The organism is Streptomyces sp. NPDC048353, assembly GCF_055587165.1.
Map to the genome: position 1 here is coordinate 84,182 of NZ_JBVJGU010000001.1, position 25,773 is coordinate 109,954.

The 25,773-nt window shown below is 70.7% G+C and carries 26 protein-coding genes and 1 tRNA gene; 17 read left to right on the forward strand and 10 right to left on the reverse strand.

Annotated features, from left to right (window positions below; all coding sequences use genetic code 11):
* Positions 1-45: 45 nt before the first annotated feature.
* A complete protein-coding gene (locus ACZ6RC_RS00350; RefSeq protein WP_469578310.1) occupies positions 46-1,509 on the reverse strand; it encodes a tetratricopeptide repeat protein in 1,464 nt (487 codons plus the stop codon).
* 109 nt (positions 1,510-1,618) lie between these two features.
* Between ACZ6RC_RS00350 and ACZ6RC_RS00355 the strand changes: the two genes are divergently transcribed.
* Positions 1,619-2,998 carry an FAD-binding oxidoreductase gene (locus ACZ6RC_RS00355; RefSeq protein ID WP_391143278.1) on the forward strand — a complete coding sequence of 460 codons (1,380 nt, stop codon included), beginning with the start codon at positions 1,619-1,621 and terminating at the stop codon, positions 2,996-2,998.
* 59 nt (positions 2,999-3,057) lie between these two features.
* On the opposite strand, the gene ACZ6RC_RS00360 is transcribed toward ACZ6RC_RS00355, so the two are convergent.
* The gene (locus tag ACZ6RC_RS00360) at positions 3,058-3,585 is read right to left on the reverse strand and encodes an SsgA family sporulation/cell division regulator (RefSeq protein ID WP_453614119.1); all 528 of its coding nucleotides are present in this window, start codon (positions 3,583-3,585) and stop codon (positions 3,058-3,060) included.
* Between the two features lie 333 nt (positions 3,586-3,918).
* Between ACZ6RC_RS00360 and ACZ6RC_RS00365 the strand changes: the two genes are divergently transcribed.
* Positions 3,919-5,430, forward strand: a complete 1,512-nt coding sequence (locus ACZ6RC_RS00365) for an RDD family protein (protein WP_469578313.1) — start codon at positions 3,919-3,921, stop codon at positions 5,428-5,430.
* Between the two features lie 143 nt (positions 5,431-5,573).
* Positions 5,574-6,368 (forward strand): RDD family protein, encoded by a 795-nt coding sequence (locus ACZ6RC_RS00370; protein WP_391143273.1) that lies wholly within the window; start codon positions 5,574-5,576, stop codon positions 6,366-6,368.
* 12 nt (positions 6,369-6,380) lie between these two features.
* On the opposite strand, the gene ACZ6RC_RS00375 is transcribed toward ACZ6RC_RS00370, so the two are convergent.
* On the reverse strand, positions 6,381-6,650 hold the full coding sequence (locus ACZ6RC_RS00375; protein ID WP_469578316.1) for a hypothetical protein: 270 nt from the start codon (positions 6,648-6,650) through the stop codon (positions 6,381-6,383).
* Between the two features lie 371 nt (positions 6,651-7,021).
* Here ACZ6RC_RS00375 and ACZ6RC_RS00380 point away from each other — a divergent pair, with 371 nt between their 5' ends.
* Together ACZ6RC_RS00380 and ACZ6RC_RS00385 are read left to right on the forward strand one after the other, a co-directional pair.
* On the forward strand, positions 7,022-9,463 hold the full coding sequence (locus tag ACZ6RC_RS00380) for an immune inhibitor A domain-containing protein (protein WP_469578318.1): 2,442 nt from the start codon (positions 7,022-7,024) through the stop codon (positions 9,461-9,463).
* A 123-nt stretch (positions 9,464-9,586) separates the two neighbouring features.
* Positions 9,587-9,880 carry a hypothetical protein gene (locus ACZ6RC_RS00385; RefSeq protein ID WP_365715357.1) on the forward strand — a complete coding sequence of 98 codons (294 nt, stop codon included), beginning with the start codon at positions 9,587-9,589 and terminating at the stop codon, positions 9,878-9,880.
* A gap of 53 nt (positions 9,881-9,933) precedes the next feature.
* Here the strand turns inward: ACZ6RC_RS00385 and ACZ6RC_RS00390 are convergent, their stop codons facing one another.
* Both ACZ6RC_RS00390 and ACZ6RC_RS00395 read right to left on the reverse strand, forming a co-directional pair.
* Entirely contained in the window at positions 9,934-10,533 is a 600-nt protein-coding gene (locus tag ACZ6RC_RS00390; protein WP_391143264.1) for an isochorismatase family protein, read from the reverse strand.
* 115 nt (positions 10,534-10,648) lie between these two features.
* The gene (locus tag ACZ6RC_RS00395; RefSeq protein WP_469578322.1) at positions 10,649-12,025 is read right to left on the reverse strand and encodes a nicotinate phosphoribosyltransferase; all 1,377 of its coding nucleotides are present in this window, start codon (positions 12,023-12,025) and stop codon (positions 10,649-10,651) included.
* Positions 12,026-12,128: 103 nt separating this feature from the next.
* Here ACZ6RC_RS00395 and clpS point away from each other — a divergent pair, with 103 nt between their 5' ends.
* The 7 genes from clpS to ACZ6RC_RS00430 all read left to right on the forward strand — a co-directional run bounded on the left by clpS (position 12,129) and on the right by ACZ6RC_RS00430 (position 16,852).
* Positions 12,129-12,434: an ATP-dependent Clp protease adapter ClpS gene (gene clpS / locus ACZ6RC_RS00400; protein WP_391143258.1), complete on the forward strand. Its 306-nt coding sequence runs from the start codon at positions 12,129-12,131 to the stop codon at positions 12,432-12,434.
* The gene (locus tag ACZ6RC_RS00405; protein WP_391143257.1) at positions 12,434-13,012 is read left to right on the forward strand and encodes a DUF2017 domain-containing protein; all 579 of its coding nucleotides are present in this window, start codon (positions 12,434-12,436) and stop codon (positions 13,010-13,012) included. The genes clpS and ACZ6RC_RS00405 overlap by 1 nt, the downstream gene beginning before the upstream one ends.
* A gap of 361 nt (positions 13,013-13,373) precedes the next feature.
* Complete coding sequence (locus tag ACZ6RC_RS00410; RefSeq protein ID WP_391143254.1) at positions 13,374-14,801, forward strand: amino acid permease; 1,428 nt, start codon at positions 13,374-13,376, stop codon at positions 14,799-14,801.
* Positions 14,802-14,879: 78 nt separating this feature from the next.
* Positions 14,880-15,311 carry a M67 family metallopeptidase gene (locus ACZ6RC_RS00415; protein WP_391143251.1) on the forward strand — a complete coding sequence of 144 codons (432 nt, stop codon included), beginning with the start codon at positions 14,880-14,882 and terminating at the stop codon, positions 15,309-15,311.
* A 90-nt stretch (positions 15,312-15,401) separates the two neighbouring features.
* Positions 15,402-15,518 (forward strand): putative leader peptide, encoded by a 117-nt coding sequence (locus ACZ6RC_RS00420; RefSeq protein WP_391143248.1) that lies wholly within the window; start codon positions 15,402-15,404, stop codon positions 15,516-15,518.
* Between the two features lie 99 nt (positions 15,519-15,617).
* Positions 15,618-15,896, forward strand: a complete 279-nt coding sequence (locus tag ACZ6RC_RS00425) for a MoaD/ThiS family protein (RefSeq protein WP_391143246.1) — start codon at positions 15,618-15,620, stop codon at positions 15,894-15,896.
* A gap of 5 nt (positions 15,897-15,901) precedes the next feature.
* Complete coding sequence (locus tag ACZ6RC_RS00430) at positions 15,902-16,852, forward strand: PLP-dependent cysteine synthase family protein (protein ID WP_469578328.1); 951 nt, start codon at positions 15,902-15,904, stop codon at positions 16,850-16,852.
* A 109-nt stretch (positions 16,853-16,961) separates the two neighbouring features.
* Here the strand turns inward: ACZ6RC_RS00430 and ACZ6RC_RS00435 are convergent, their stop codons facing one another.
* Positions 16,962-17,468: a type II toxin-antitoxin system PemK/MazF family toxin gene (locus ACZ6RC_RS00435; RefSeq protein WP_469578331.1), complete on the reverse strand. Its 507-nt coding sequence runs from the start codon at positions 17,466-17,468 to the stop codon at positions 16,962-16,964.
* A gap of 256 nt (positions 17,469-17,724) precedes the next feature.
* Between ACZ6RC_RS00435 and ACZ6RC_RS00440 the strand changes: the two genes are divergently transcribed.
* Complete coding sequence (locus tag ACZ6RC_RS00440; RefSeq protein ID WP_391143238.1) at positions 17,725-18,477, forward strand: MBL fold metallo-hydrolase; 753 nt, start codon at positions 17,725-17,727, stop codon at positions 18,475-18,477.
* 88 nt (positions 18,478-18,565) lie between these two features.
* Here ACZ6RC_RS00440 and ACZ6RC_RS00445 read toward each other — a convergent pair whose 3' ends face one another.
* Complete coding sequence (locus ACZ6RC_RS00445; RefSeq protein ID WP_453614137.1) at positions 18,566-19,831, reverse strand: PTS transporter subunit EIIC; 1,266 nt, start codon at positions 19,829-19,831, stop codon at positions 18,566-18,568.
* 286 nt (positions 19,832-20,117) lie between these two features.
* On the reverse strand, positions 20,118-21,380 hold the full coding sequence (locus tag ACZ6RC_RS00450) for a PTS transporter subunit EIIC (RefSeq protein WP_453614140.1): 1,263 nt from the start codon (positions 21,378-21,380) through the stop codon (positions 20,118-20,120).
* A gap of 237 nt (positions 21,381-21,617) precedes the next feature.
* Between ACZ6RC_RS00450 and ACZ6RC_RS00455 the strand changes: the two genes are divergently transcribed.
* The 4 genes from ACZ6RC_RS00455 (at position 21,618) to rdgB (ending at position 23,809) form a co-directional block, all read left to right on the forward strand.
* Positions 21,618-21,851, forward strand: a complete 234-nt coding sequence (locus ACZ6RC_RS00455) for a PTS sugar transporter subunit IIB (RefSeq protein ID WP_356604889.1) — start codon at positions 21,618-21,620, stop codon at positions 21,849-21,851.
* 76 nt (positions 21,852-21,927) lie between these two features.
* The gene (rph, locus tag ACZ6RC_RS00460) at positions 21,928-22,659 is read left to right on the forward strand and encodes a ribonuclease PH (RefSeq protein WP_391143226.1); all 732 of its coding nucleotides are present in this window, start codon (positions 21,928-21,930) and stop codon (positions 22,657-22,659) included.
* A 158-nt stretch (positions 22,660-22,817) separates the two neighbouring features.
* On the forward strand, positions 22,818-23,198 hold the full coding sequence (locus ACZ6RC_RS00465; protein WP_453614142.1) for a hypothetical protein: 381 nt from the start codon (positions 22,818-22,820) through the stop codon (positions 23,196-23,198).
* 8 nt (positions 23,199-23,206) lie between these two features.
* On the forward strand, positions 23,207-23,809 hold the full coding sequence (gene rdgB / locus ACZ6RC_RS00470) for an RdgB/HAM1 family non-canonical purine NTP pyrophosphatase (protein WP_391143219.1): 603 nt from the start codon (positions 23,207-23,209) through the stop codon (positions 23,807-23,809).
* Positions 23,810-23,861: 52 nt separating this feature from the next.
* Here the strand turns inward: rdgB and ACZ6RC_RS00475 are convergent.
* Together ACZ6RC_RS00475 and proP are read right to left on the reverse strand one after the other, a co-directional pair.
* Positions 23,862-23,948: transfer RNA gene (locus tag ACZ6RC_RS00475), tRNA-Leu, on the reverse strand.
* 194 nt (positions 23,949-24,142) lie between these two features.
* Positions 24,143-25,639 (reverse strand): glycine betaine/L-proline transporter ProP, encoded by a 1,497-nt coding sequence (proP, locus tag ACZ6RC_RS00480; RefSeq protein ID WP_391143210.1) that lies wholly within the window; start codon positions 25,637-25,639, stop codon positions 24,143-24,145.
* Positions 25,640-25,773 lie beyond the last annotated feature (134 nt).

Here is a 25,773-nt window from a genome sequence, read left to right on the forward strand (position 1 = left end):
CCGACCCCGCCGCGCCCTACCCACCCGGGCGCCCGGTCCACGCGTCTACGCCGCAGTCCCCCGCGGCCGTTGCCCCGGCTCCGGCTTCTCCTGACCGTCCGGCTTCGGTGCCGCGTGTTTCGGGGAACCCCCGCGCAGCTCCGGCGGCGGGCCGTCCGACGGCTCGCCCACCTCGGCCACCGCCTCCTGGGCCTTCACCGCGAGCAGCGGCGAGAACCACGGATTGATCCGCAGCGCCTCCGCCAGATGGCGCCGGGCCGGGCCGAGCTCCTCCAGCGTCCGCTCGATCTCCCCCCGGTGGTACGCGAACAGCGCGCTCCGCAGCCCCTCGTCCGTCGCCCGCTTCGCGTACCCCAGCGCCTCCTTCGGCTCCCCGGCCCGGTACAGCGCCCAGCCCAGCGCGTCCGCCACCCGCACCGAGCGGTGCCCGCGCGTCCACTCCGCCTTCAGCCGCCGCACCGCCGCGGCCGGATCGCCGTGGTCCGCCTCGAAGAGGCCCAGCACCACCTCCGCGTCCGACCGGTTGGCCCAGACCCGGGTCCGCAGCAGCTCGTACTGCGCCTGGGCCTCCTCCGGCATCCCCAGCGACTCGAACAGCTCGCCCGCCTCCAGCACGTACTCCGGCACGGGCTGGAGGGCCAGCGCCGCCCGGTAGTCGCGCACCGCCTCGTCCGAGCGCCCCAGCGCCGCCAGCGCGCGCCCCCGTCCCGCCAGCGCCGGAGCGTGCTCCGGCGCGAGACCCAGCGCCGTCCCGTACTGCGCGACCGCCTCCTCCGGCTCGCCCCGCTCCCAGGCCAGATCGCCGAGGCGGGAGAGCGCCACCGCCTTCTCCATGGCGGTCTCCGCCAGACCCACCGCGTCGAGCGCCGCCGCCGAGGCGTCCTCGCGCCAGCCGCGGTCGCGGTACGTCAGCGCCGCCCGCGCGCTCACCGCCGCGCCCGAGTGCAGCTCCCGCAGCCGGTCCATCGCCTTGCGCGCGGAGGCGTACTCCCCGAGACCGTTGTACGCGTCGATCAGCACCGGGTACGTCGACCAGCGCTTCGGGTCCGCCGTACGGACCCCCTCCGCCCAGCTCCGCGCCGACTTCCAGTCACCACGGGCGTTGGCCAGGGCCCCGAGCCCCAGCCGGGCGTCGACGTTCCCCCGCTCGGCCGGCACCACCGCGAGCGAGCGCCGCAGCGCCCGCTCGGCCCGCGGATAGGCCGAGGCGTCGCCCAGCCGTACTCCCCGCTCGGTGTACGCCGCCCCCAGCACCGCCCACGAGCCCTCGTCCTCCGGATGCTTCGCCAGCCACTTCTCCCGGTCGCCGATCAGCGCCGCGAGGTCCGGCAGCGACGCCGGAGCGCCCGCTTCCGCCGCGATCCTCGCCCGCGCGGCCGGTCCGGGGGGCGGCCGGCGGTCGTCGAACAGGCCGGGTGCGAGCTCGGGGGCGTACAGCAGCGCCGTCGCCGCGATCACCGCGCCCACCCCGGCCGCGAGGACCGTCCGCGACACGTTCTCCGTCTTCATGCCGCTCACTGTGCGCCTGTACGAAGAGCACACGAAGCGTCCACTCCGCTGCGCGAAGGCGAACGTCCGGCGGGTTCACACCGATGGCCCCGGGTGCCACGCTGGACGTATGGACGATCTTCTGACGCGGCTCCACGACCGACTGCGGGCCGGCCTGCCCGCCGAGGCGCTGATCACCGACCGGGACGTCACCGCCTCCTACGCCCACGACATGGCGAGCTTCTGCGAGGCCGGCATCCCGGCCGTCGTCGTACTGCCCCGCACGGTGGAGGAGGTGCGGTACGTCATGCGCACCGCGACCGAACTCCGCGTTCCCGTCGTCCCGCAGGGCGCGCGCAGCGGCCTGTCCGGGGCCGCCAACGCCTCCGAGGGCTGCATCGTGCTGTCCCTGGTCAGGATGGACCGCATCCTGGAGATCAACCCCGTCGACCGGATCGCCGTGGTCGAACCGGGCGTGATCAACGCCGTCCTCTCCCGGGCCGTCAACGAACACGGCCTGTACTACCCCCCGGACCCGTCCAGCTGGGAGATGTGCACCATCGGCGGGAACATCGGCACCGCCTCCGGCGGACTGTGCTGTGTGAAGTACGGCGTGACGGCGGAGTACGTCCTCGGCCTCGACGTCGTCCTCGCCGACGGCCGCCTGCTGTCCACCGGTCGCCGCACCGCCAAGGGCGTCGCCGGATACGACCTGACCCGGCTCTTCGTCGGCTCCGAGGGCAGCCTCGGCATCGTGGTGAAGGCGGTGCTCTCGCTCCGGCCGCAGCCGCCCCGGCAGCTCGCGCTCGCCGCCGAGTTCCCCTCCGCGGCCGCCGCCTGCGAGGCCGTCTGCGCGATCATGGAGCGCGGCCACACCCCCTCGCTGCTGGAGCTCATGGACCGCACCACCGTCCGGGCGGTCAACCGGATGGCGCACATGGGGCTCCCCGACACCACGGAAGCGCTTCTCCTGTGTGCCTTCGACACCCCGGACGCGGCCGCCGACCTCGCGGCCGTCGGGGAGCTGTGCACCGCCGCCGGGGCGACCGAGGTCGTCCCGGCCGAGGACGCCGCCGAGTCCGAACTGCTCCTGCAGGCCCGCCGGATGTCCCTCACCGCCCTGGAGGCGATCTCGTCGGCGACGATGATCGACGACGTGTGCGTCCCGCGGACGAAGCTGGCCGCCATGCTGGACGGAACCGCCGCCATCGCCGCGAAGTACGACCTGACCATCGGCGTCTGCGCGCACGCGGGCGACGGCAACACGCACCCGGTCGTCTGCTTCGACCACACCGACGAGGACGAGTCGCGGCGGGCGCGGGAGTCCTTCGACGAGATCATGGCGCTCGGCCTGGAGCTGGGCGGCACGATTACCGGCGAACACGGCGTGGGCGTCCTGAAGAAGGAGTGGCTGGCCCGCGAACTGGGCCCCGTCGGCCTCGAACTGCAGCGGGGCATCAAGCGCACCTTCGACCCGCTGAACCTGCTGAACCCCGGCAAGCTGTTCTGAGCCCCCGGCATCCAGCACCCGTACCGGCTCGACGGCGGTCCGCCGACCGGCCGTCCGCGTCACACGTCACCGTCCTGCGGCTCGTCCCACGGCCTCGCGCCGTCGCCGCCGAAGGACGGTGACGGGTCGCGCGGCCACACCTCGCTGACCTCGTCCGTGACGGCGGTCGTCGCGAGGATCGCGGCGATCCCGTCGTCCATGCCCAGCCGTTCGGACTCGGTGCCGGACGGCACGGTGCGCAGGGTCCGCTCCAGCCAGGCGCACACCTGCGCGGAGGGCGCCTCCAGCAGGGCGTCGCCGTCGGGGGAGGAGAGCGCCATCAGGACGACCTCGCGCCCCTCCACCTTCGTCGGCCACACCCGCACGTCCCCGTGCCCGCAGGGCCGGAACACGCCCTCGATGAGCAGCTCACGGGCGAACGTCCAGTCGACCGGGTGCTCCGAGCCGAGGTGGAAGGTGATGTGGACGGCGTACGGGTCGTCGGTGCGGTAGATCAGCCGGGCCGGGACGGGGACGGCTCGCTCGGGGGAGAGCACCAGCTTCAGTTCCAGCTCGCGCTCGACGACGGTGTTCTCGGTGTTCCGCATGGCCTTGCTCCCTCTCGTCTCCGCGGCCCGGGGCGGGCCCGCACGAGGAGAGAGCGCGGGGGCGGCGAGGTATGACGCGACTTCGGGAAAGTTTTTCGGGGGAGGCGGCGGAGGAGTCTCCGTCACGATCGGTGACGGGACACGGGAGAACACCTTTCCGACGGATGACCGTCGGCCTGAGGGTGACGGTGCGTGGCGAGTTTGTGGGGATGTCGCTCGAAGGCGGTTTTTCTCCCGGCCTCCGTCTTCCCGGGGCCGCGTTCTTCGTTACTGTCCTCCTTGGGCGCGCGCCCGATGGTCGTAGCAGCGTTGTGACGGAACGGAGTCGGGGCAGTGGCTACTCCTCCTGGAGCCGGCGGGGAGGTACCGCAGGCCGGGTACTACCCGGACCCGTCCATTCCCGGATACATCCGGTACTGGAACGGGGGAGCCTGGGTGCCCGGGACGAGCCGGCCCGCACCCCAGGAGGGCGAGACCCCGCCCGGCCCGCCGGCCGGCATGACGCCCCCCGGGCCCGCGCTCGCCCCGAGCCCGGCGCCCGCGCCGGTGCCCGCGGTGGAGGAGACCGGCCCCGTCTTCCTCGACGAGGACCCGGACGTCGAGACCCGGCACGACCCCGAGCCGGCGTCGGCCTGGCACGCGGACGTCGCCCGGCAGACCGGGTTCGGCGGCGACCGCGACCAGAAGGTCTCATGGGGCGCCCCGGACGGGGAGCCCGCGCCCCCGGCGGCCGCGCAGGACCCCCGCGTGGCGGCGGCGACCCCGGCCAGGCTCGGCGGCATGCCCGTCACCCCGGCGACGCCCGCCGATCCGACGGGCGGCGCCCTGCCCGGCGTACGGCGGCCGCAGGCGTCGGCGACGGACCCGCAGCGGCCGGGCGCCGAAGGCACCATGACGATCCGTGCGCTCCCGCCGCAGACACCGAGGACCGGCCGCGGTGACGCGGCCGACCGGGCGGAGCGGGCGGCGCAGGAGGAGTGGGAAGCGGCCCGGTCCCCGCAGGCCTCCCGGCCGGCGTCCGCCCAGCAAGGGCCCCAGGCGCAGAGCACCCCCGCCGCCGCCCGGACCCCTAAGGCCCAGGCCGCCCCCGAAGCCCCGCAGGCGCGGGTACCCAACCCGTCGCAGGCGGCAGCCCCCGCCGCCACCCCCGCTCCGGCCGCCCCCGCTCCGGCCGCCCCCGCGCCGGTCACCACCGGCTCCGGTGGTGGCGCGCCCTCCTGGCCGCAGCAGGTGCACCAGCTGGCCCACCCCCAGCCCCCGACCCCGGCGGCCGCGGCCGGGACGGCCGAGGCCGAACCGCCCGTGGTGCCCTGGAAGCCGCCCGTCGACGACCCCTTCCTGCGGGCCGCCCGCGCCCAGGCCGCGGCCCGCCCGGCCGGCCTCGGCAAGCGGCTCGTCGCCCGGCTCGTCGACACCGTCGTGCTCGGCGCACTCACCGGCGCCGTGGCGTTCCCCTTCGTCGTCAAGGCGCTCGACCACATCGACGCCAAGATCGAGGCGGCCAAGCAGTCGGGCGTCACCGTCCAGGTCTGGCTGCTGGACGGCACCACCTCCCTCTACTTCGGCATCGCGCTGGCCGTGGTGCTCGTCCTCGGCCTGCTGTACGAAGCGGTGCCCACCGCCAAGTGGGGCCGCACGCTCGGCAAGAAGCTGTGCGGCCTCCAGGTGCGCGACATCGAGGCGCACGAACCGCCCGGCTTCGGCGCCGCGCTGCGCCGCTGGCTCGTCTACAGCCTGCTCGGGCTGCTCGCGGTCGGCGTCCTCAACGTCCTCTGGTGCCTCTTCGACCGTCCGTGGCGGCAGTGCTGGCACGACAAGGCGGCCCGCACCTTCGTCGCGGGCTGACCCCGGGCCCGCCCGGAGCGCCCGAGTCCGGCCGGATGACCCAGGCCGAACGGCCCGGCCGCCCGCGATCCCGCCCGTACGGCGGTCCCCCGTACGGGCGGTGAATCGTTGCGGGGCGGCCGCCCGCGGGGTGCACTGCCCCCATGAGCAACGACCAGCCGACGCCCGGACAGCCGCCCGAGGACGATCCGTTCCTCAAGAAGCCGCAGGACCCCACACCGCCGTCGGCGGGGTCCCCCTACGGCAGCCCGCCCCCGGACGGCCCGCCGCCCAGCGGCCCGCCGTCAGGCGGGACGCCCCCCGGAGGCACGCCCCCCGGTGGTCCGCCGCCGGAGGGGCCGCCGCCCGGTGGTCCGCCCCCCGGCGGGCCCCCGCCGGGATCGCCGTACGGCAGCACACCGCCGCCCCCTCCGCCCTACGGCGGCCCCGGCGGCGGTTACGGCGGGGCGGATCCGCTCGCCGGGATGCCGCCGCTCGCCGAGTCCGGCCGGCGCATCCTCGCCCGCCTCATCGACTGGCTGATCATCGCCGTACCGCTCGCGCTCATCGGCATCCCGTTCGACGTCTACCAGCGGGCGACCGACAACGACGCCGACTTCGGCGACACCGTCAACAGCTTCAACGGCGGATCCCAGCTCGTCTTCCAGCTCATCACCATCGTGGCGTACGTCGCCTACGACACCGTGATGACGGCCAAGAAGGGACAGACCCTCGGCAAGAAGTGGCTCAAGCTGCGGGTCGCGATGCTCAACGACGGCTCCACACCGCCGATGAACGCCTCGCTCATCCGCGCCGTCGTGCTCTGGCTGCCCGCACTGATCTGCTGCGCCTGCCTGTGGCCGCTGCTGATCCTGATCCTGATCCTCGTCGACAAGCCCTACAAGCAGGGCCTCCACGACAAGGCCGCCAAGACCGTGGTGGTCTCCGTACCCAGCTGACGCGACGTACCGCTACGAACCGATCCGGGTATCGGCCCCCGCACCCACGCGGACGGCCGGTTCCCGGATCTCGTCGTTCCGGGGGAGGGGCGGCACGGCCGGGCGGGGTGTGCGGCGGGCCGGCAGCGTCACCGCCACCAGCACTCCGAGGAGCAGCCCGGCGGCGCAGATGACGGCGATGCCCAGCGTGTCCGTCGTACGGGACAGCAGCAGCAGGGCGACGCTGGAGAAGACGACGGTCGCCGAACCGTAGGCGAGCTGTGCGGCGTTCGGACGCGGCATGACGGTTACCGTCCCTCGAGGCATCGGCGGTTCGCTCCCCCTGGCCGGCGCCGGGTGGGCGCCCGCCCGAGCGACTCTACGAGGGTCCTTGCCCGAGGGGAACCGCCGGTAAGCGTGACCTCACCCACCGTGCGGGTGCACAAGGGGCGCATGGAGTCATCGATCCGCCAACGGCCGTGCGTGGTGCGCCTGTTCGATGTCCGCATTCCGGAGGACAGCTCCTGCATAGTGCACTTGGTATGTGCAAGTCAAGGTCTGTCTTTTCTCGCGTAACTCCGGTCGAATGTCGTCACTTGTGACGCGCGACCCGCCCGCGGACATTACCCCACCTCCGGTCCGTGGCTCCGGGACGCCGGGGAGGACTACATCAAGTGACCAACAGACGACGGGCGCTCAAGGCGTCCGCAGTCGTCGTGGCGCTCGCGGCCACCGCTGCCACCGCCTCGACCTTCACCACCGCATGGGCCGACGACAAGGGCCCGAACGCGCCGGCCGGCATCGAGCGCCAGGACCCGGCCCCGGGTGCGCACGTGGACAAGACCGCGGTCGACCACGACCTCGACGGCCCGTTCAGCAAGCAGCAGGCGCAGCAGCGCGAGGCCGCGCTGGAGCAGGTGCTGAGCGGCGACGCCAAGGTGGAGCGCCGCGGGGGCTCCCAGGTCGTCAAGCTCGACAGCAAGAAGTACGTCGAGCTGGGCCGGGAGAAGACCGACAAGATCTTCACCATCCTCGTCGAGTTCGGTGACAAGGTCGACAACACGACCCTGGTGGACCGCGCCGACGACGACACGGCCGAGCCGAAGCCGAAGTTCGGCGGCACGCCCGGCCCGCTGCACAACCGGATAGCCCAGCCGGACCGCTCGAAGGACAACTCGACGGCCTGGCAGAAGGACTACAACCAGCAGCACTTCCAGGACCTCTACTTCGGCACCGGCAAGGACAAGAAGGGCCAGCCGAAGCAGTCCCTGAAGACCTACATGGAGAAGACCTCCTCCGGCCGGTACTCGGTCGAGGGCGGCGTCTCCGACTGGGTCAAGGTCGACTACAACGAGGCCCGCTACGGCTCGAACTACTGCGGCAACAGCAACTGCGCCAACGTCTGGGACGCCGTCCGCGACGGTGTCACCGCGTGGACCGCCGACCAGAAGGCCAAGGGCCGCACCGACGCCCAGATCAAGGCCGACCTGGCGCAGTACGACCAGTGGGACCGTTACGACTTCGACGCCGACGGCAACTTCAACGAGGCCGACGGCTACATCGACCACTTCCAGATCGTCCACGCGGGCGAGGACGAGTCCGCGGGCGGCGGCGCCCAGGGCCCCGACGCCCTGTGGGCGCACCGCTGGTACGCGTACGGCACGGACGCGGGCAAGACCGGCCCGGCGCAGAACAGGTCCGGCGGCACGCAGATCGGCAACTCCGGCATCTGGGTCGGCGACTACACGATGCAGCCCGAGAACGGCGGCCTCGGCGTCTTCGCCCACGAGTACGGTCACGACCTCGGTCTGCCCGACCTGTACGACACCTCGGGCAAGCCCGGCGCGGAGAACTCGACCGGCTTCTGGTCCCTGATGTCCTCCGGTTCCTGGCTCGGCCGGGGCAAGGACGCCATCGGCGACCTGCCCGGCGACATGAACTCCTGGGACAAGCTGCAGCTCGGCTGGCTCAACTACACCAAGGTGAGCAACGAGCAGCGCGGCACGAAGTCCACCCACAAGCTGGGCGTGGCGGAGTACAACACCAAGAACCCGCAGGCGCTCGTCGTCGAGCTGCCGAAGAAGAAGGTCACCACCGACGTCGTCGCGCCCGCCGAGGGCGCCACGCAGTGGTGGAGCGACATGGGTGACGACCTCAAGAACACCCTGACCCGCTCCGTCGACCTCACCGGCAAGTCGAAGGCCACCCTGGAGCTCAAGGGCTGGTACGACATCGAGCTGGACTACGACTACCTCTACACCGAGGTGTCGACGGACGGCGGCGCCAACTGGACGGCGCTGGACGGCACCGCCGACGGCAAGCCGCTGCCGCGCGACGCGAGCGGCGCCCCGGCGCTGACCGACGTCTCCGGCGCGTACAAGAACCTGGTGTACGGCCTGGACGCCTACGCGGGCAAGAAGTTCGACCTCCGCTTCCGCTACCAGACGGACGGCGGCGCGGGCGGCAAGGGCTTCGCGGCCGACGCCATCACGCTGACCGCCGACGGTGCCGCCGTCTTCTCGGACAACGTCGAGAACGGCGACAACGGCTGGACCGCCAAGGGCTTCTCGCGGATCGGCAAGGGCTTCACCAAGGAGTACGAGCAGTACTACCTCGCGGAGAACCGCCAGTACGTCTCGTACGACGCCACCCTGAAGGTCGGCCCGTACAACTTCGGGTTCACCGGAGACAAGGCGAGCTGGGTCGAGCACTACCCGTACCAGAACGGTCTGCTCGTCTGGCTGTGGGACACCTCGCAGAAGGACAACAACACGGCCGTCCACCCGGGCCAGGGCCTCATCCTCCCGGTCGACGCGCACCCGACGCCGCTGAAGAACGCCGACGGCACCCTGATGCGCAACCGCGTCCAGGCGTACGACTCGACGTTCGGCACCTACCGCACCGACGCCATCAAGCTGCACAAGGCGGGCGTGCCGGCGCGGGTCGGTTCGCAGCCCGGCAACCCGGTCTTCGACGACCGGCGGGGCACGTACTGGTACACGGAGACCGAGCGGGCCGGTGTCAAGGTAACTGACACCAACACCAAGATCCAGGTCGTCAAGGAGCCGAAGGACGGCCAGACGATCACCGTCCAGGTGGGTCCGTCGCAGAAGTAAAGAGCATCACCGCAGGTCAAAGCATGATCGGCCGTCGCCCTCTAGCGGGCGACGGCCGATCGTGTTTAGGTGCGTCTGACAGATTCCTTATTGACAGCGACCGTACGGGGGAGTGGTTCCGGCATGCCCGGTGGAGGTTTTTGCAAGTTGCCAGGGGGCAGCGTGGTCGTCGCGATCGGGCTGCCCAGCCCGGCCGGCGACGGCGCCACCGTCCGCTTCCTCGTCCACGCGGCGAACCGTGCCCGCGCCCTGACCAGGCTGCGGAACCACGGGCTGCGGGCCGTCTACCTCCGGGGCAACGCGGAGCCCCCGACCCCGGACGAGATCACGGCGGTCCTCCACCACCCGGACGGCCTCCTGTGGCGCTCCACGGCCCAGGAGCTGTGGCACCCCATACGCTCCCTGCCGACCGGCTGAGACCCGCCCGGGCCCGCGTGATCGCGGGCCAGGCGGGACTTTCCGGAGACGACCTAGGCCACGACCGGCTTCCCGGTCAGCTCGACGCCGGCGCCGCGCAGCTCCTCCAGGGCGCGGTCCGTCGTCTCCTTGGCGACGCCCGCCGTGAGGTCCAGCAGGACGTGCGTCCGGAAGCCCTCGCGGGCCGCGTCCAGCGCCGTCGCCCGGACGCAGTGGTCCGTGGCGATGCCCACGACGTCGACCTCCCCGACCTCACGCTCCCGCAGCCACTCGGCAAGGGTCATGCCGTTCTCGTCACGCCCCTCGAAGCCGCTGTACGCCGCTTCGTACGCCCCCTTGTCGAAGACGGCCTCGATCGCCCCGCTGGCGACCGCCGGCGCGAAGTTCGGGTGGAAGCCGACGCCCTCCGTACCGGCGACGCAGTGCACCGGCCACGAGGTGACGTAGTCGGGCTCCTGGCCCTCCGGCGCGAAGTGGTCGCCCGGGTCGACGTGGTGATCGCGGGTGGCCACCACGTGCCGGTACGCGGCGCCCGCCGCCTCGCCGACCAGGTCGGTGATGGCGGCGGCGACATCCGCCCCTCCCGTCACCGCGAGGCTGCCGCCCTCGCAGAAGTCGTTCTGAACGTCCACGACGATCAATGCGCGGTGCATGGGGCGTGTCCTTAGCGGGTCGGAAGGGGGGAGCGACGGCGAGCCTGGAGACTTCGAGCCTAGAGACTTCCCGCTCCCTTCGGGAGGGGGCATTTCAGGGCGGTACGACTGCGTCCTACATGTACTCGGTCGGCAGCACCGGCTCACCCCGGGACAGCTGCATGGCCGACATCGGCAGCCCGGCCCGCGCCGCGATGTGCCGCGCCCTGGCCGCCTCCAGCGGCTCGCGGGCCACCACGTCACCGCCCCTGACCAGCTCGACGAGCAGCTGCCGGTCGGCCAGCTCCGGCGGGACCGGGCCGGTGCCGAGGACCTCCGCCTCGGCCACGCCGTAGGCGTCGGCCCGCCGGGCCGCCCACTTACGGCCGCCGACCGACGCCTTCCCGCCCAGCGACTTCTTCGCCACCGCCGTCAGCGGCGCCTCGGGGTCCGCCGACTCGGCACGGGCGACCAGCTTGTACACCATCGAGCAGGTCGGGTGCCCGCTTCCGGTGACCAGCTGCGTCCCCACGCCGTACGCGTCGACCGGGGCCGCCGCCAGGGACGCGATGGCGTACTCGTCCAGGTCCGAGGTGACCACGATCCTGGTCTCCGTCGCGCCCAGCTCGTCGAGCTGCGCCCGCACCCGGTGCGCCACGAGGAGCAGGTCCCCGGAGTCGATCCGTACGGCTCCGAGCTCCGGTCCCGCCACCTCCACGGCGGTCCGGACGGCCTCGGCCACGTCGTAGGTGTCGACGAGCAGCGTCGTGCCCCGGCCCAGCGACTCGACCTGGGCCCGGAAGGCGTCCCGCTCGCTGTCGTGCAGCAGGGTGAAGGCGTGGGCGGAGGTGCCGACGGTCGGGATGCCGTAGCGGAAGCCGGCCGCGAGGTCGGAGGTGGAGTCGAAGCCGCCGACGTACGCGGCGCGCGCCGAGGCGACGGCGGCGAGCTCGTGGGTGCGCCGGGCGCCCATCTCGATCAGCCGCCGGCCGCCGGCCGCCGCCGACATCCGGGAGGCGGCCGCCGCGATGGCCGAGTCGTGGTTGAGGATCGACAGGATCACGGTCTCCAGGAGCACGCACTCGGCGAAGGAGCCCTCGACCCGCAGCAGCGGCGAACCGGGGAAGTACACCTCGCCCTCGGGGTAGCCCCAGATGTCGCCGGAGAAGCGGTAGCCCGCCAGCCACTGCAGGGTCGCCTCGTCGACGATGGCCTGCTCCCGCAGGAAGCCGAGCACCTCCGGGCCGAACCGGAAGTTCTCGACGGCGTCCAGGACCCGCCCGACGCCGGCCACCACGCCGTAGCGCCGCCCTTCGGGCAGGCGACGGGTGAAGACCTCGAAGACGGAGCGTCGTTCGGCGGTGCCGCCCCGGAGGGCCGCCTGGAGCATGGTCAGCTCGTACTGGTCGGTGAAGAGCGCGGTCGACGGCACGTCCACCGGGAGCCCGCCACCGCCCCTCTTCCGAAGCGTTTCGCGCTCGTCTTCCTGGAGCCCAAGGTCCGCAGCGTTCATGTCGGCGATGCTACCCCCGAATACTCGTCAGAGTGACGATTTCTACGTCCGGCCGTGCGACCCGTTTGTGCGACACGCCACTCCGGGTGGCAGCATGGGGTGAGTGAGCGTCGCGCCTATCGAGATCGAACGTACGGAATCGTCCGAGGACACCTTCGCGGTCGTCGAACCGGATGTGCCGTGGGTGACGATCGTGCACAACGACCCGGTCAATCTGATGAGCTATGTGACCTACGTCTTCCAGGCGTACTTCGGTTACTCCAAGGACAAGGCGCACAAGCTGATGCTCGACGTGCACCACAAGGGCCGCGCGGTGGTCTCCGCCGGCACGCGCGAGGAGATGGAGCGGGACGTGCAGGCGATGCACGGCTACGGCCTCTGGGCGACGCTGTCGCAGGACCGCGGCTGATGGCCGGCCATTTCGAGGCGCTGCCGGGCGGCGGCGCGGCCGTGGCGCTCGACGAGGTCGAGATCTCCATCCTCCGCTCCCTCGCCGTCCAGCTCATGGAGCTGATCGGGCCGGGCGACGAGCCCGTCGAGGGGGAGGACCCGCTGGCGGCGCTCTTCGCGGAGGGCCCGAGCGAACCGCCCAGCGATCCCGCGCTCAAGCGGCTCTTCCCCGATGCCTACGGCGACGAGGACGAGGAGCTGCGGGCCGCCGCGGCCGACTTCCGCCGGTACACCGAGAAGGACCTGCGCTCCCGCAAGCGCGCGGACGCCCTCGCCGTGGTCCGCGGTCTCGACGCGCTGACCTCGACCGGGGACGGCGGCGCCGTCCTCAAGCTCACCGCCGACGAGTCCCGCGCCTGGCTCGGCGCGCTCAACGACCTGCGGCTGACGATCGGGACCCGCCTGGAGGTCACCGACGAGGACGAGAGCGGCGAGCTCTACCGGCTGCCGGACTCCGATCCGCGCAAGCCGATGGTCATGGCGTACCTCTGGCTCGGCGCGCTCCAGGAGTCGCTCGTCGAGACGCTGATGCCGTAGGTCCGACGGGCCCCCGCGCGGGGGCCCGTCGCCGCGGCCCCGCGTTCCCCGGACCGTCACGCTCTGTTCGCTCAGCGGACGCTCAAATCCGCATAACGAATACGTCACCAAAGTGTTCTAGCTTGCCGTCTTGAGTCCTTTCTGTCCGCTTCTTCCTGTGGTGTGCGCCACAATCGCCCCCGTCGATCACTGTTTCCACCGTGATAAATCTTCACGACCGCCCGGGGACGCCACCCCTGTTCCCGGGGGCGCTTTGACCGGCTGACCGCCGGTAGCACTCCATCCACATCCGGGGGGATCAGGACCTGATCCGCAGCCAGACGCAGTCGGCGCGGATCAGCATGGAGAAAGGCGCACCACCATGACCTCAGTGCAGGTCGACCAGCACAACGACGGCACCGACGGGGCCGTGGGCGGCGGCGAGGGCTACCAGCGCGGCCTCGGCGCCCGGCAGATCCAGATGATCGCGATCGGCGGCGCCATCGGCACCGGCCTCTTCCTCGGCGCCGGCAAGGCCATCGCCAAGGCGGGCCCCAGCCTGATCCTCGCCTACGCGATCGCGGGCCTGGTCATCTTCTTCATCATGCGGGCCCTGGGCGAACTGCTCATGTACCGCCCGGTGTCGGGCTCCTTCGCGGAGTACGCCCGGGAGTTCGTCGGCCCCTTCTGGGGCTTCGTGACCGGATGGACGTACTGGCTCTTCTGGGTCGTCACCGGCATCACCGAGGTCACCGCGGCGGCCACCTACATGACGTACTGGTGGGACATCCCGCAATGGATCTCCGCACTGGTCTTCACGGTCATCCTCTACGGCGCCAACCTGATCTCCGTGAAGCTCTTCGGTGAGCTGGAGTTCTGGTTCTCCATGGTCAAGGTCACCGCGATCATCGGCATGATCCTGATCTGCGCCGGCATCCTCACCATCGGCTTCTCCGACGCCGGCGACACCGCCTCCGTGTCCCACCTGTGGGACCAGGGCGGCTTCTTCCCCACCGGCATCGGCAACACGCTGATGACCCTGCAGATCGTCATGTTCGCCTTCCTCGCGGTCGAGCTGGTCGGCGTCACCGCCGGCGAGTCCAAGGACCCGAAGACGGTCCTGCCCAAGGCGATCAACACCGTGCCGTGGCGCATCGCCGTCTTCTACGTCGGCGCGCTCATCATGATCCTGTCGGTCGTGCCGTGGACCAAGTTCAAGCCGGGCGTCTCCCCGTTCGTCGCCGCCTTCGAGGAGATGGGCCTCGGCGTCGGCGCCGCCATCGTCAACTTCGTGGTACTGACGGCGGCCCTCTCCTCCTGCAACTCGGGCATGTACTCCACCGGCCGCATGCTGCGCGACCTCGCGCTCAACGGCCAGGGCCCGAAGGTCTTCACCCGGCTCACCAAGAACGGCACCCCGCTGCTCGGCCTGACCTTCTCGGCCTCGCTGATGCTGGTCGGCGTCTGGATCAACTACGTCGCCCCGGGCAAGGCGTTCGAGTACGTCGTCTCCTTCGCCACCATCTCCGGCATGTGGGCCTGGATCATGATCCTGGTCAGCCAGATCCGCTACCGCGCCAAGGCGAACCGCGGTGAGCTCCCCGAGTCCACCTTCAAGGCTCCCGGAGCCCCGTACACCAGCTGGTTCGCGCTCGCCTTCATCCTCATGGTCATCGTGATGATGGGCATCGACGAGGGAGCCCGCGTCTCCCTCTACTGCGCGCCCGTCTGGGGCCTCGTCCTGGGCGTCGCCTACCTGGTCCTGAAGTCCCGCAACCCGCAGGGCGCGGCCTTCAACAAGCGCTCGTAGGGCCACCGCAGTCCAGCATTCGGGCCGCTCCGTACCACTCCTCGGTACGGAGCGGCCCCTCTGCTTATCCTGTCGGACATGCTGACCATCACCCGGGCCCTGTACGACCAGATCGTGGAACACTCCCGCGCGGACCACCCCGACGAGGCCTGCGGCGTGGTCGCGGGTCCCGTCGGCAGCGGCCGCCCCGAGCGGTTCATCCCGATGCTGAACGCCGCGCGCTCGCCCACCTTCTACGAGTTCGACTCGGCCGACCTGTTGAAGCTGTACCGCGAGATGGACGACCGGGACGAGGAGCCCGTGATCATCTACCACTCGCACACGGCGACCGAGGCCTACCCCTCCCGTACGGACATCTCCTACGCGAACGAGCCCGCCGCCCACTACGTCCTGGTCTCCACGGCCGACACCGACGAGGCGGGACCCTTCCAGTTCCGCTCCTTCACCATCGTCGAAGGCGTCGTCACCGAGGAGGACGTGCAGGTCGTCGAGGCCTACGTCGAGGCCTGACCACCGCGCCCGTCCGACAGGCGAGCAGCGCTCGTCCGTCATGTGAGATCACATTCCGGAACCCGGACCGGGAATCGATACGATGACCGCATGGTTTCCCACGACGTGAGCGAACAGACGCCGGGCACACTGCTGCTCGTGGCCCGTCTGCACGTCGACCTGTGCCGCCTCGCCAGCGCGATGTGTACGCCCCGCGCTGCGTTCTGATCACCGATCCACGGCCCGAGCGCACCTCCCGTACCACCCCCTCCGCGCGGGGGCCCCAGCCGCGCGCCCACCACGTCACTCCCGACAGGAGCCCACGCCATGGCCATCGAGGTCCGCATCCCGACCATCCTCCGCACCTACACCGACGGCGCCAAGGCCGTCGAGGGCAGCGGTGAGACCCTCGCCGAGCTCTTCGCCGACCTGGAGTCCCGCCACACCGGGATCGAGGCCCGCATCGTGGACGGCGGCAGCCTGCGCCGCTTCGTCAACGTCTACCTGAACGACGAGGACGTCCGCTTCCTCGACGGCATCGAGACCAAGCTCACCGACGGCGACAACGTCACGATCCTGCCGGCCGTGGCCGGCGGCATGGTCTGATCCACATGCGTTACGACTCCCCGCTGGCGGCGGTCGGCAACACGCCCCTGGTCCGGCTGCCCCGGCTCTCGCCCTCGGACGACGTCCGCATCTGGGCCAAGCTGGAGGACCGCAACCCCACCGGCTCGGTCAAGGACCGCCCCGCGCTCCACATGATCGAGCAGGCGGAGAAGGACAACCGGCTCACCCCCGGCTGCACCATCCTCGAGCCGACCAGCGGCAACACCGGCATCTCCCTCGCCATGGCGGCGAAGCTCAAGGGCTACCGCATCGTCTGCGTCATGCCGGAGAACACCAGCGAGGAGCGCCGCCAGCTGCTCGCCATGTGGGGCGCGGAGATCATCTCGTCCCCGGCGGCGGGCGGGTCGAACACGGCGGTACGGGTCGCCAAGGAACTGGCGACGCAGAACCCCACGTGGGTGATGCTCTACCAGTACGGCAACCCCGACAACGCGGGCGCGCACTACGCCACCACCGGCCCCGAGATCCTCGCCGACCTGCCCTCGATCACGCACTTCGTGGCGGGCCTCGGCACCACCGGCACCCTCATGGGCGTCGGCCGCTATCTGCGCGAGCAGAAGCCGGACGTCAAGATCGTCGCCGCCGAGCCGCGCTACGACGACCTGGTCTACGGCCTGCGGAACCTGGACGAGGGCTTCGTGCCGGAGCTGTACGACGCCTCCGTCCTCACCACCCGCTTCTCGGTCGGCTCGGCGGACGCCGTCACCCGGACCCGCGAGCTCCTCCAGCAGGAGGGCATCTTCGCGGGCGTCTCGACGGGCGCGGCGCTGCACGCGGCGATCGGCATGGGCAACAAGGCGGTGAAGGCGGGCGAGAGCGCGGACATCGCCTTCGTCGTCGCCGACGGCGGCTGGAAGTACCTGTCCACCGGCGTCTACACCGCCGCGACGACGGAGGAAGCGATCGAGACGCTCCACGGCCAGCTCTGGGCGTAGGCCGTCTCCGGAAATTCCCGCCCGCCCCGCTCAGGCGCGGACGCCCCACGGCCCGGCCGCGTACCGGGCCACCGGGCCCCGCGGCCCGGCCGCGCAGCGGGGCACCGGCTCACGCGAGATGGCGGACCTGGTCCCAGACGACCGGGTCCGCCGTACCCACCCTGCGGCGGAACTCCGCCACCGGGACCTCCCGCAGCTCGTCCGTCTCCAGGAAGCTCGGCCGCCCGTGCGCGTCGCCCACGGCCCCCGGCGGCAGCGCGATCACACCCGGCCGTTCGTCGTGGTACTTGCTGGTGATCTTGACGACGAGCGCCTGCCCGCCACGGAGCGAGAGCACCAGGCACGGCCGGTCCTTCGAGCCCGGACCGTCCTCGTAGGGCACGTCGGCCCACCAGATCTCCCCGGCGCGCGGCAGCCTTCCGGGCGCTTTCCCCGCCGCCCGGCCCGGCGCCTTCGGCGCCGTACCGCCCGGCCTCGACGGCCTCCCGGCCGGCCCCCTCGTCCGCCCCTTCGCGGGCGGACGCCGCGCACCCGAGCGCCGGCGGCCGCCCACCAGCGCCACCACGAGCGCCAGCACCACGACCGCGACGAGCGCCGGCCACCATGACGTGTCCATACCCCACGACGTTACCGGCGGCCGATCGCCCGCGCCCGTGCGCCCCCAGGTCCATCCGAACCGGTGACAGAGCCCGTGAGTTCGCCCACAACGGGCCACTCACAAGGAGCGACGGGGCCGGGTGAGCCGTACGCTCGACAGATCGCACGCCCTCTCCCTCAGTGACCGCTCAGTGACCGCTCAGCGACTGTCCAGTGACTCCCCTGCGGCTGCCCCGCACCGTCCAAGGACGCCCTTCCTCGGAGGTTCACGCTCCATGAAGCTCACCGTCGTCGGCTGCTCCGGGTCGTTCCCGTCCGCGGAATCGGCCTGTTCGAGCTACCTCGTAGAGGCCGACGGCTTCCGGCTGCTCCTCGACATGGGCAACGGCGCCCTGGGCGAGCTGCAGCGCCACGTCGGTCTCTACGACCTCGACGCGATCTTCCTCAGCCACCTCCACGCCGATCACTGCATCGACATGTGCGGCTACTTCGTCGCCCGCTACTACCGCCACGAGGGCGGCCGCTGCGACGCCCTCCCGGTCTACGCCCCGGAGGGCGCCGAACAGCGGCTGACCACGGCGTACGCGGACACGCCCTCCGAGAAGGCGATGAGCGAGGTCTTCGACTTCCGGACGCTGCGGTCGGAGACCTTCGAGATCGGCCCGTTCACCGTCCGTACGGAGAAGGTGTGCCACCCGGTGGAGGCGTACGGCATCCGCATCGAGCACGGCGGCCGCGCCCTGACCTACTCCGGCGACACGGGCGTCTGCGACGCGCTGCACGAACTGGCGGCGGGCGCGGACCTGTTCCTGTGCGAGGCGTCCTTCACCCACGGCAAGGAGGACATCCCGGCGCTGCACCTCAACGGCCGTGAGGCGGGCGCGGAGGCGTCGCGCTCCTCGGTCGGGCGGCTGGTGCTGACCCACATCCCGCCGTGGACCGACGGCTCGCTGAACCTGGCGGACGCCCGCGCGGTGTACACCGGCCCGGTGGAGCTGGCGAGACCGGGCGCGGTCTACGAGATCTGAGCGCCACCGGCCCCCGCGTACGGGAAGGGCCCCGGAACCGACACGGTTCCGGGGCCCTTCCGTCGTACGGGTGAGGCGGGGGCGGGGCTCACGCCTTGGTGAGGTCCTCGATCTCCTCCTCGGGCTCGCGGCCCGGGGTGGTGAGGTCGAACTTGGTGATCGCGAAGCGGAAGAGCACGTAGTAGATCACCGCGAAGACCAGACCGATCGGGATGATCAACCAGGGCTTGGTCGCGAGGTTCCAGTTCAGGGCGTAGTCGATGAAGCCCGCGGAGAACGTGAAGCCCGCGTGGACGCCGAGGGCCCAGGTGACGGCCATCGAGACGGCGGTCAGGACCGCGTGGATCACGTACAGGAGCGGCGCGATGAACATGAACGAGAACTCGATCGGCTCGGTCACGCCGGTGACGAAGGAGGTCAGCGCGAGGGAGACCATCATGCCGGTCACGGCCTTGCGGCGCTCGGGGCGGGCCGAGTGCGCGATGGCGAGCGCGGCGGCCGGGAGGCCGAACATCATGATCGGGAAGAAGCCGGACATGAAGATTCCGGCGCTCGGGTCGCCCGCGAAGAAGCGGTTCAGGTCGCCGTGGACGACCTCGCCGGCCGCGTTGGTGAAGTCGCCGATCTGGAACCAGGAGACGGTGTTCACGAACTGGTGCATGCCGACCGGGATCAGCGCGCGGTTGATCAGACCGAAGAGGCCGGCGCCACCGGCGCCGAGGCCGGTCATCCACTCGCCGAAGCTGGAGATGCCGTTGCCGATCGGCTCCCAGACCAGACCGAAGACGACGCCGACGGCGGTGCCGACGAAGGCCATGATGATCGGCACGAGACGGCGGCCGTTGAAGAAGCCGAGCCAGTCGACCAGCTTGGTGCGGTGGAACTTCTGCCACAGCACCGCGGCGAGCAGACCCATGAGGATGCCGCCGAGGACACCCGGGTTGTTGTACGTGGCCGCGACGTCGACGCCCTTGTTGGCGGTCGTGTTCACGACGGCCTCGGTCACCGGGAACGCCTTGAGGACGTTGGCGTAGACGAGGAAGCCGACGAGGGCGGCGAGGGCCGTCGAGCCGTCGGCCTTCTTCGCGAAGCCGATGGCCACGCCTATGCAGAACAGCATCGGCAGATTGTCGAAGACAGCGCCGCCGGCCGTGGCGAACACGGAGGCGACCTTGTCCCACCCGAGCCCGTCCGTGCCGAAGACGTCCGGCTGGCCGAGACGGAGCAAGATACCCGCGGCCGGCAGCACGGCGATCGGCAGCTGCAGGCTGCGACCGACCTTCTGCAGGCCCTGGAACAGGCCGGATCCGCGCTTCTTCGCGGGAGCGGCGGCCTGGGCGGTGGCCGTACTCATCAACTTCCTCCAGTAAGGCAAGGCGCCGCCAGAGGACAGGAAAAAGGGGGCGACGGCGGCGTCTCGTGGAACGCGGTGGTCTGGACCGCGTGGTCTACACCACTCATTGGTGTAGACCAGTTTTAGCACGTGAGACTTAGATAAGGAACCTGCGAATTCTGTGGACTCGGCCATAACCCGCCCCGCACGACGAAAGGCCCCCGGACCATGAGGTCCAGGGGCCTTGTCGACCTTGGGAAGAGGGGCCGGAAGCCCCTCCCGAAGAGGGGAACCGGGGCCCGCGGGGTTACGGCTTCGTGATGTCCCGGTCCGCCCGCTCCTCCTCCTCCACCGGTTCACGCCCCGGCGTCGGGATGTCGAACTTGGTGATCAGGAAGCGGAAGAGCACGTAGTAGACCACCGCGAACCCCAGACCGATCGGAATGATCAGCCAGGGTTTCGTGTCGAGATGCCAGTTGACGACGTAGTCGATCAACCCCGCCGAGAAGCTGAAACCCGCGTGCACCCCCAGCGCCCACGTGATGCCCATCGACGCCCCCGTCAGCAGCGCGTGCAGACCGTAGAGCAGCGGCGCGGCGAACATGAACGAGAACTCCAGCGGCTCGGTCACGCCCGTGACGAATGAGGTGAGAGCGACCGAGATCATCAGACCCGTCACCTCCTTGCGCCGCTCGGGACGGGCGCAGTGCGCGATCGCGAGGGCGGCGGCCGGCAGACCGAACATCATGATCGGGAAGAAGCCCGACATGAACTGACCCGCCGACGGGTCCTCCGCGAAGAAGCGCGTCAGGTCACCCTGGACGACCGTGCCGTCCGCCTTGGTGTACTCACCCGCCTGGAACCAGAAGAAGGTGTTGATGAACTGGTGCATGCCGATCGGGATCAGCAGCCGGTTCGCGACGCCGAAGATGGCGGAGCCCCAGGCGCCGAGGCTGATCAGCTGCTTGGCGAACCAGGTCAGCGCGTCACCCACCGGCTCCCAGATCAGCCCGAACACCACGCCCAGCACGACACCGGCGAAGGCCATCATGATCGGGACCAGCCGGCGGCCGTTGAAGAAGCCCAGCCAGTCGACCAGCTTCGTCCGGTGGAATCGTTGCCAGGTCACGGCCGTGAGCAGGCCGATCAGGATGCCGCCCAGCACCCCGGGGTTCTGCGGCACCCCCTCCGGCAGCTCCGGTGTCACCGTCCCCTCGCGAGGGAAGACCTTGAGGACGTTGAAGTAGACGAGGAAACCGACCACCGCGGCGAGCGCCGTGGAGCCGTCCGCCTTCTTCGCGAAACCGATCGCGACGCCGATGCAGAAGAGGAGCGGCAGACCGAAGGAGCCGTCGAGGATGGCCGTGCCGCCTCCCAGCAGCACGGCGGAGGTCTTGTCCCAGAAATCGCCGTGCAGATACGCGGAGAAGAGACTGCCCAGGCTGACCAGCAGACCGGCCGCCGGCAGCACGGCGACGGGGAGCTGGAGGCTGCGGCCCACCTTCTGAAGCCCCTGGAAGAGGCCGTTCCGCCACGTCCTCCGCGGCGCGGCGGCGCTCTCGCTACTCATCGGCGTCCTCCCAGGTCCCGGAACAAGCACGCCCCGGCTCGCGTTGCACACTGGTGTAGACCAGTTGCGATAGGCTCCCCGGAGCCCGCTCAGGGCAGGGCGCCGGTGATCGTCATCATTCGGCAGAACCCGTGCACACGCTCGCGAAGTTGGGCCAACCGTGGGTTACCGTGACACAGCGGACCGTGGGTGCGCCGAGACTTACGTTCTCCGAACGGAACGGACAGGGAGAGACACATGGCCAGCAAGGCTGAGAAGATCGTCGCCGGCCTCGGCGGCATCGACAACATCGAAGAGGTCGAAGGCTGCATCACCCGCCTGCGCACCGAGGTCATCGACCCCACCAAGGTCGACGAAGCCGCCCTGAAGGCCGCCGGCGCCCACGGCGTCGTCAAGATGGGCACCGCGATCCAGGTCGTCATCGGCACCGACGCCGACCCCATCGCCGCCGACATCGAAGACATGATGTGAGCCACCCCCGCACCTGAAGGAGGGCCCGTTCCGGCAGGGGAACGGGCCCTCCTCCACGTACGGCTACGCTCGTCCCATGTCTCGTATCGACGGCCGTACCCCCGAACAGCTCCGCCCCGTCACCATCGAACGCGGATGGAGCAAGCACGCCGAGGGCTCCGTCCTCGTCTCCTTCGGCGACACCAAGGTCTTCTGCACCGCCTCCGTCACCGAAGGCGTCCCGCGCTGGCGCAAGGGCAGCGGAGAAGGCTGGGTCACCGGCGAGTACTCGATGCTCCCCCGCTCCACCAACACCCGGGGCGACCGCGAATCCGTCCGCGGCAAGATCGGCGGCCGCACCCACGAGATCTCCCGCCTCATCGGCCGCTCCCTGCGCGCCGTGATCGACTACAAGGCGCTCGGCGAGAACACCATCGTCCTCGACTGCGACGTCCTCCAGGCCGACGGCGGCACCCGCACCGCCGCCATCACCGGCGCCTACGTCGCCCTCGCCGACGCCGTCGCCTGGGCCCAGACCAAGAAGCTCGTCAAAGCCGGCCGCAAGCCCCTCACCGGCACCGTCGCCGCCGTCTCCGTCGGCATCGTCGACGGCGTCCCCCTCCTCGACCTCTGCTACGAAGAGGACGTCCGCGCCGAGACCGACATGAACGTCGTCTGCACCGGCGACGGCCGCTTCGTCGAGGTCCAGGGCACCGCCGAAGCCGAGCCCTTCGACCGCAAGGAGCTCAACGCCCTCCTCGACCTGGCCTCCGGCGGCTGCACCGAACTCGCCGAACTCCAGCGCCAGGCCCTCGAAGGCACGCTCTAACCACCGCGACAGCCCGCCCACACCCCTCACCGCCCCGCCCGGCGTGTGGTCGGGGCGGACAGACGTGGCAACCACGGAGACCCACAACGGCGTCCTCCGTGACACGGGCGCACGGTCCGACCGTGCGCCCGTTTCCGTACACCAGGGGAGGACCCGACTTGAAGCGCCGACTCGCCTTCGCCGCGGCCACGGCCGCCGTGCTCACCACCACCCTCGTCGGCTGCGGAGCCCTCGACAAGGCCATGGACTGCGTCGCCACCGCCGACGCCATAGCCACCAGCGTGGACAAGCTCCAGCAGGCCGTCTCCAACGCCTCCAACGACCCCACCCAGCTCAACGAAGCCCTCAACGACATCTCCACCGAGCTGGGCAATCTCAAGGACACCACGGACAACGCCGACCTCTCCAAGGCCGTCGACGACCTCACCAAGGGCGTCGACTCCGTCCGCACCGCCGTGAACAACGGCGACACCACCCCGGACATCAAGCCCGTCACGGACGCCGCCACCGAGATCGGCAAGGTCTGCACACCGGGATAATCGGACCCATGACCCGTCTGATCCTCGCCACCCGCAACGCCGGAAAGATCACCGAACTCCACGCCATCCTCGCCGACGCCGGTCTGCCCCACGACCTCGTCGGCGCGGACGCGTACCCGGAGATCCCCGACGTCAAGGAGACCGGCGTCACCTTCGCCGAGAACGCCCTCCTCAAGGCCCACGCCCTGGCCCAGGCCACCGGCCTGCCCGCCGTCGCCGACGACTCCGGCCTCTGCGTCGACGTCCTGAACGGCGCCCCCGGCATCTTTTCGGCACGCTGGGCCGGCCGCCACGGCGACGACCGCGCCAACCTCGACCTCCTCCTGGCCCAACTCGCCGACATCGCCACCCCCCACCGCGGCGCCGCCTTCACCTGCGCCGCGGCCCTCGCCCTCCCCGACGGCACGGAACGCGTGGTCGAAGGCCGCCTGGAGGGCACCCTGCGCCACACCCCGGTGGGCACGAACGGCTTCGGCTACGACCCGATCCTGGAGCCGGAGGGGTACGACGTGACGTGCGCGGAACTGACGCCGCAGGAGAAGAACGCGATCAGCCACCGGGGGAAGGCGTTCAGGGCGCTGGTGCCGGTGGTGCGGGAGCTGCTGGGCTGAGGAGTCCGCACAATAAAGGCCTGCGAATCGACCTTCGATTCGCAGGCCTTCTTGGTGCGGCGGAAGGGATTCGAACCCTCAAGCCGTTTCACGGGCCACAGATCCTAAGTCTGCTGTGTCGCCATTGCACCACCGCCGCTAGCCGCCTGACATCGTACCGGGGAAGGCCGCTTCGGTGGTCGAGAGGGCGCCATGGGCCCGTCCGCCGGGCCCTCCCCGACATCAGGTGGTGGTCATCGCATGGCAGTTGGGGCACAGGAGCCGCAGGAACGGCCCGCGCCGGCGGTATCCGGTGCGGGCCGTTCGTGGGTCGGCGGGAGGCCGGTCGGAGGGTCAGAACTTCGGTTCGGGCGTCTGGGCCAGGACCAGTTCCGCCGCTTCCTCCGGGGTCTCCACCGACGGGGGCGAGCCCTCCAGCGGCTTCTGTGCGGTCTCCTTCATGCAGGCCACCGCCACCACGCCGACGAGCGCCGCGGCCATCGCGTAGTACGCGGGCATCAGGTTGCTGCCGGTCGCGCTGATCAGGGCCGTGATGACCAGCGGCGTCGTGCCGCCGAAGAGGGAGGCCGACAGGTTGTAGCCGACCGACAGGGAGCCGTACCGCACGTTCGTCGGGAACAGCGCCGGGAGCGCCGCCGACATCGTCCCCAGCATGCAGACCAGCGACAGGCCGAGCATCAGCATGCCCGCCGTGATCGCCGGGATCCCGCCCTGGCCGATCAGCAGGAACGCCGGGAGCGAGAGGAAGAGGAACCCGAGCATGCCCGCCATCAGGACCGGCTTGCGCCCGAAGCGGTCGTTCAGCCGTCCCACCTGCGTGATGATCAGCATCAGGAAGGCCATCACGAGCAGCAGGATCAGCAGGCCGTGCGTCTCGCTGTAGCCGAGTTCGTCGGAGAGGTACGTCGGCATGTACGAGAGCAGCATGTAGTCGGTGATGTTGTACGCGCCCACCAGGGCGATGCACAGGATCAGCGTCGGCCACTGCTGCCGGAAGATCTTGGCCAGGTCGCCCTTGGTCGAGGTCTCCACGGTGTCGGCGGCCTCCGAGGCGTGCGCCGACTCGCTCTCCAGTTTCTGGAACGCGGGCGTCTCGTCGAGCCGCATCCGGAGGTAGAGACCCACCAGGCCGAGCGGTCCGGCCACCAGGAACGGCACGCGCCAGCCCCAGGCCTCCATCGTGTCGGAGCCGAGCCAGGCGGTCAGCGCCGTGACGAGACCGGCCGCGCCGACGTAGCCGGCGAGGGTGCCGAACTCCAGGAAGCTGCCGAAGAAGCCGCGGCGGCGGTCGGGGGCGTACTCCGCGATGAAGGTCGAGGCGCCGCCGTACTCACCGCCGGTGGAGAAGCCCTGGAGCATCCGGAAGAAGACCAGCAGCACCGGTGCCCAGAAGCCGATCGAGGCGTACGACGGGATCAGGCCGATCGCGAACGTGCCGACCGCCATCAGGATCATGGTCAGCGCCAGGACCTTCTTGCGTCCGATCCGGTCGCCCATCGGGCCGAAGAACATGCCGCCGAGCGGGCGGACCAGGAAGGCGACGGCGAAGGTCGCGAACGACGACAGCAGCTGGACCGTGTCGTTCCCGGACGGGAAGAAGACGTGGCCGAGGGTGACCGCGAGGTAGGCGTAGATGCCGAAGTCGAACCACTCCATGGCATTGCCGAGCGAGGCCGCCTTCACGGCCCGCTTGACCGCCGCCTCGTCGGTCACCGTGATGTCCGTCCGGCGCAGTCTGGGCTGCTGCCGACGCGTGATGGCCCTGAACAGCCGGGGGTGGCGTTTCAGGGCCTCGGGGTCGGCCGCGTTGTCGCGGTCGGTGGCCGGCATGACCGTACGTCCTTTCTCGGGGCATGGAACTCCAAGAGGAACATCTGCGCGGTCACGCCGTTCACAAACGGAAGTCACCGGTCATTGGGACGTCCGTCACCCCGCCCTGGGCCCTCCGTCCGGGCGCCGGACGG

Excerpts from the sequence above, each read along its gene's own strand:
- ACZ6RC_RS00435 (WP_469578331.1), bottom strand. The coding sequence starts at position 17,468 with ATGGACACGTCATGGTGGCCGGCGCTCGTCGCGGTCGTGGTGCTGGCG.
- ACZ6RC_RS00395 (WP_469578322.1), bottom strand. The coding sequence starts at position 12,025 with ATGAACGCTGCGGACCTTGGGCTCCAGGAAGACGAGCGCGAAACGCTT.
- ACZ6RC_RS00390 (WP_391143264.1), bottom strand. The coding sequence starts at position 10,533 with ATGCACCGCGCATTGATCGTCGTGGACGTTCAGAACGACTTCTGCGAG.
- ACZ6RC_RS00375 (WP_469578316.1), bottom strand. The coding sequence starts at position 6,650 with ATGCCGCGTCCGAACGCCGCACAGCTCGCCTACGGTTCGGCGACCGTC.
- ACZ6RC_RS00450 (WP_453614140.1), bottom strand. The coding sequence starts at position 21,380 with ATGAGTAGCGAGAGCGCCGCCGCGCCGCGGAGGACGTGGCGGAACGGC.
- ACZ6RC_RS00355 (WP_391143278.1), top strand. The coding sequence starts at position 1,619 with ATGGACGATCTTCTGACGCGGCTCCACGACCGACTGCGGGCCGGCCTG.
- ACZ6RC_RS00420 (WP_391143248.1), top strand. The coding sequence starts at position 15,402 with ATGGTTTCCCACGACGTGAGCGAACAGACGCCGGGCACACTGCTGCTC.
- ACZ6RC_RS00405 (WP_391143257.1), top strand. The coding sequence starts at position 12,434 with ATGGCCGGCCATTTCGAGGCGCTGCCGGGCGGCGGCGCGGCCGTGGCG.
- ACZ6RC_RS00455 (WP_356604889.1), top strand. The coding sequence starts at position 21,618 with ATGGCCAGCAAGGCTGAGAAGATCGTCGCCGGCCTCGGCGGCATCGAC.
- ACZ6RC_RS00425 (WP_391143246.1), top strand. The coding sequence starts at position 15,618 with ATGGCCATCGAGGTCCGCATCCCGACCATCCTCCGCACCTACACCGAC.
- ACZ6RC_RS00430 (WP_469578328.1), top strand. The coding sequence starts at position 15,902 with ATGCGTTACGACTCCCCGCTGGCGGCGGTCGGCAACACGCCCCTGGTC.
- rph (WP_391143226.1), top strand. The coding sequence starts at position 21,928 with ATGTCTCGTATCGACGGCCGTACCCCCGAACAGCTCCGCCCCGTCACC.
- ACZ6RC_RS00410 (WP_391143254.1), top strand. The coding sequence starts at position 13,374 with ATGACCTCAGTGCAGGTCGACCAGCACAACGACGGCACCGACGGGGCC.
- ACZ6RC_RS00445 (WP_453614137.1), bottom strand. The coding sequence starts at position 19,831 with ATGAGTACGGCCACCGCCCAGGCCGCCGCTCCCGCGAAGAAGCGCGGA.
- ACZ6RC_RS00370 (WP_391143273.1), top strand. The coding sequence starts at position 5,574 with ATGAGCAACGACCAGCCGACGCCCGGACAGCCGCCCGAGGACGATCCG.
- ACZ6RC_RS00350 (WP_469578310.1), bottom strand. The coding sequence starts at position 1,509 with ATGAAGACGGAGAACGTGTCGCGGACGGTCCTCGCGGCCGGGGTGGGC.
- ACZ6RC_RS00360 (WP_453614119.1), bottom strand. The coding sequence starts at position 3,585 with ATGCGGAACACCGAGAACACCGTCGTCGAGCGCGAGCTGGAACTGAAG.
- rdgB (WP_391143219.1), top strand. The coding sequence starts at position 23,207 with ATGACCCGTCTGATCCTCGCCACCCGCAACGCCGGAAAGATCACCGAA.
- ACZ6RC_RS00440 (WP_391143238.1), top strand. The coding sequence starts at position 17,725 with ATGAAGCTCACCGTCGTCGGCTGCTCCGGGTCGTTCCCGTCCGCGGAA.
- proP (WP_391143210.1), bottom strand. The coding sequence starts at position 25,639 with ATGCCGGCCACCGACCGCGACAACGCGGCCGACCCCGAGGCCCTGAAA.
- ACZ6RC_RS00385 (WP_365715357.1), top strand. The coding sequence starts at position 9,587 with ATGCCCGGTGGAGGTTTTTGCAAGTTGCCAGGGGGCAGCGTGGTCGTC.
- ACZ6RC_RS00415 (WP_391143251.1), top strand. The coding sequence starts at position 14,880 with ATGCTGACCATCACCCGGGCCCTGTACGACCAGATCGTGGAACACTCC.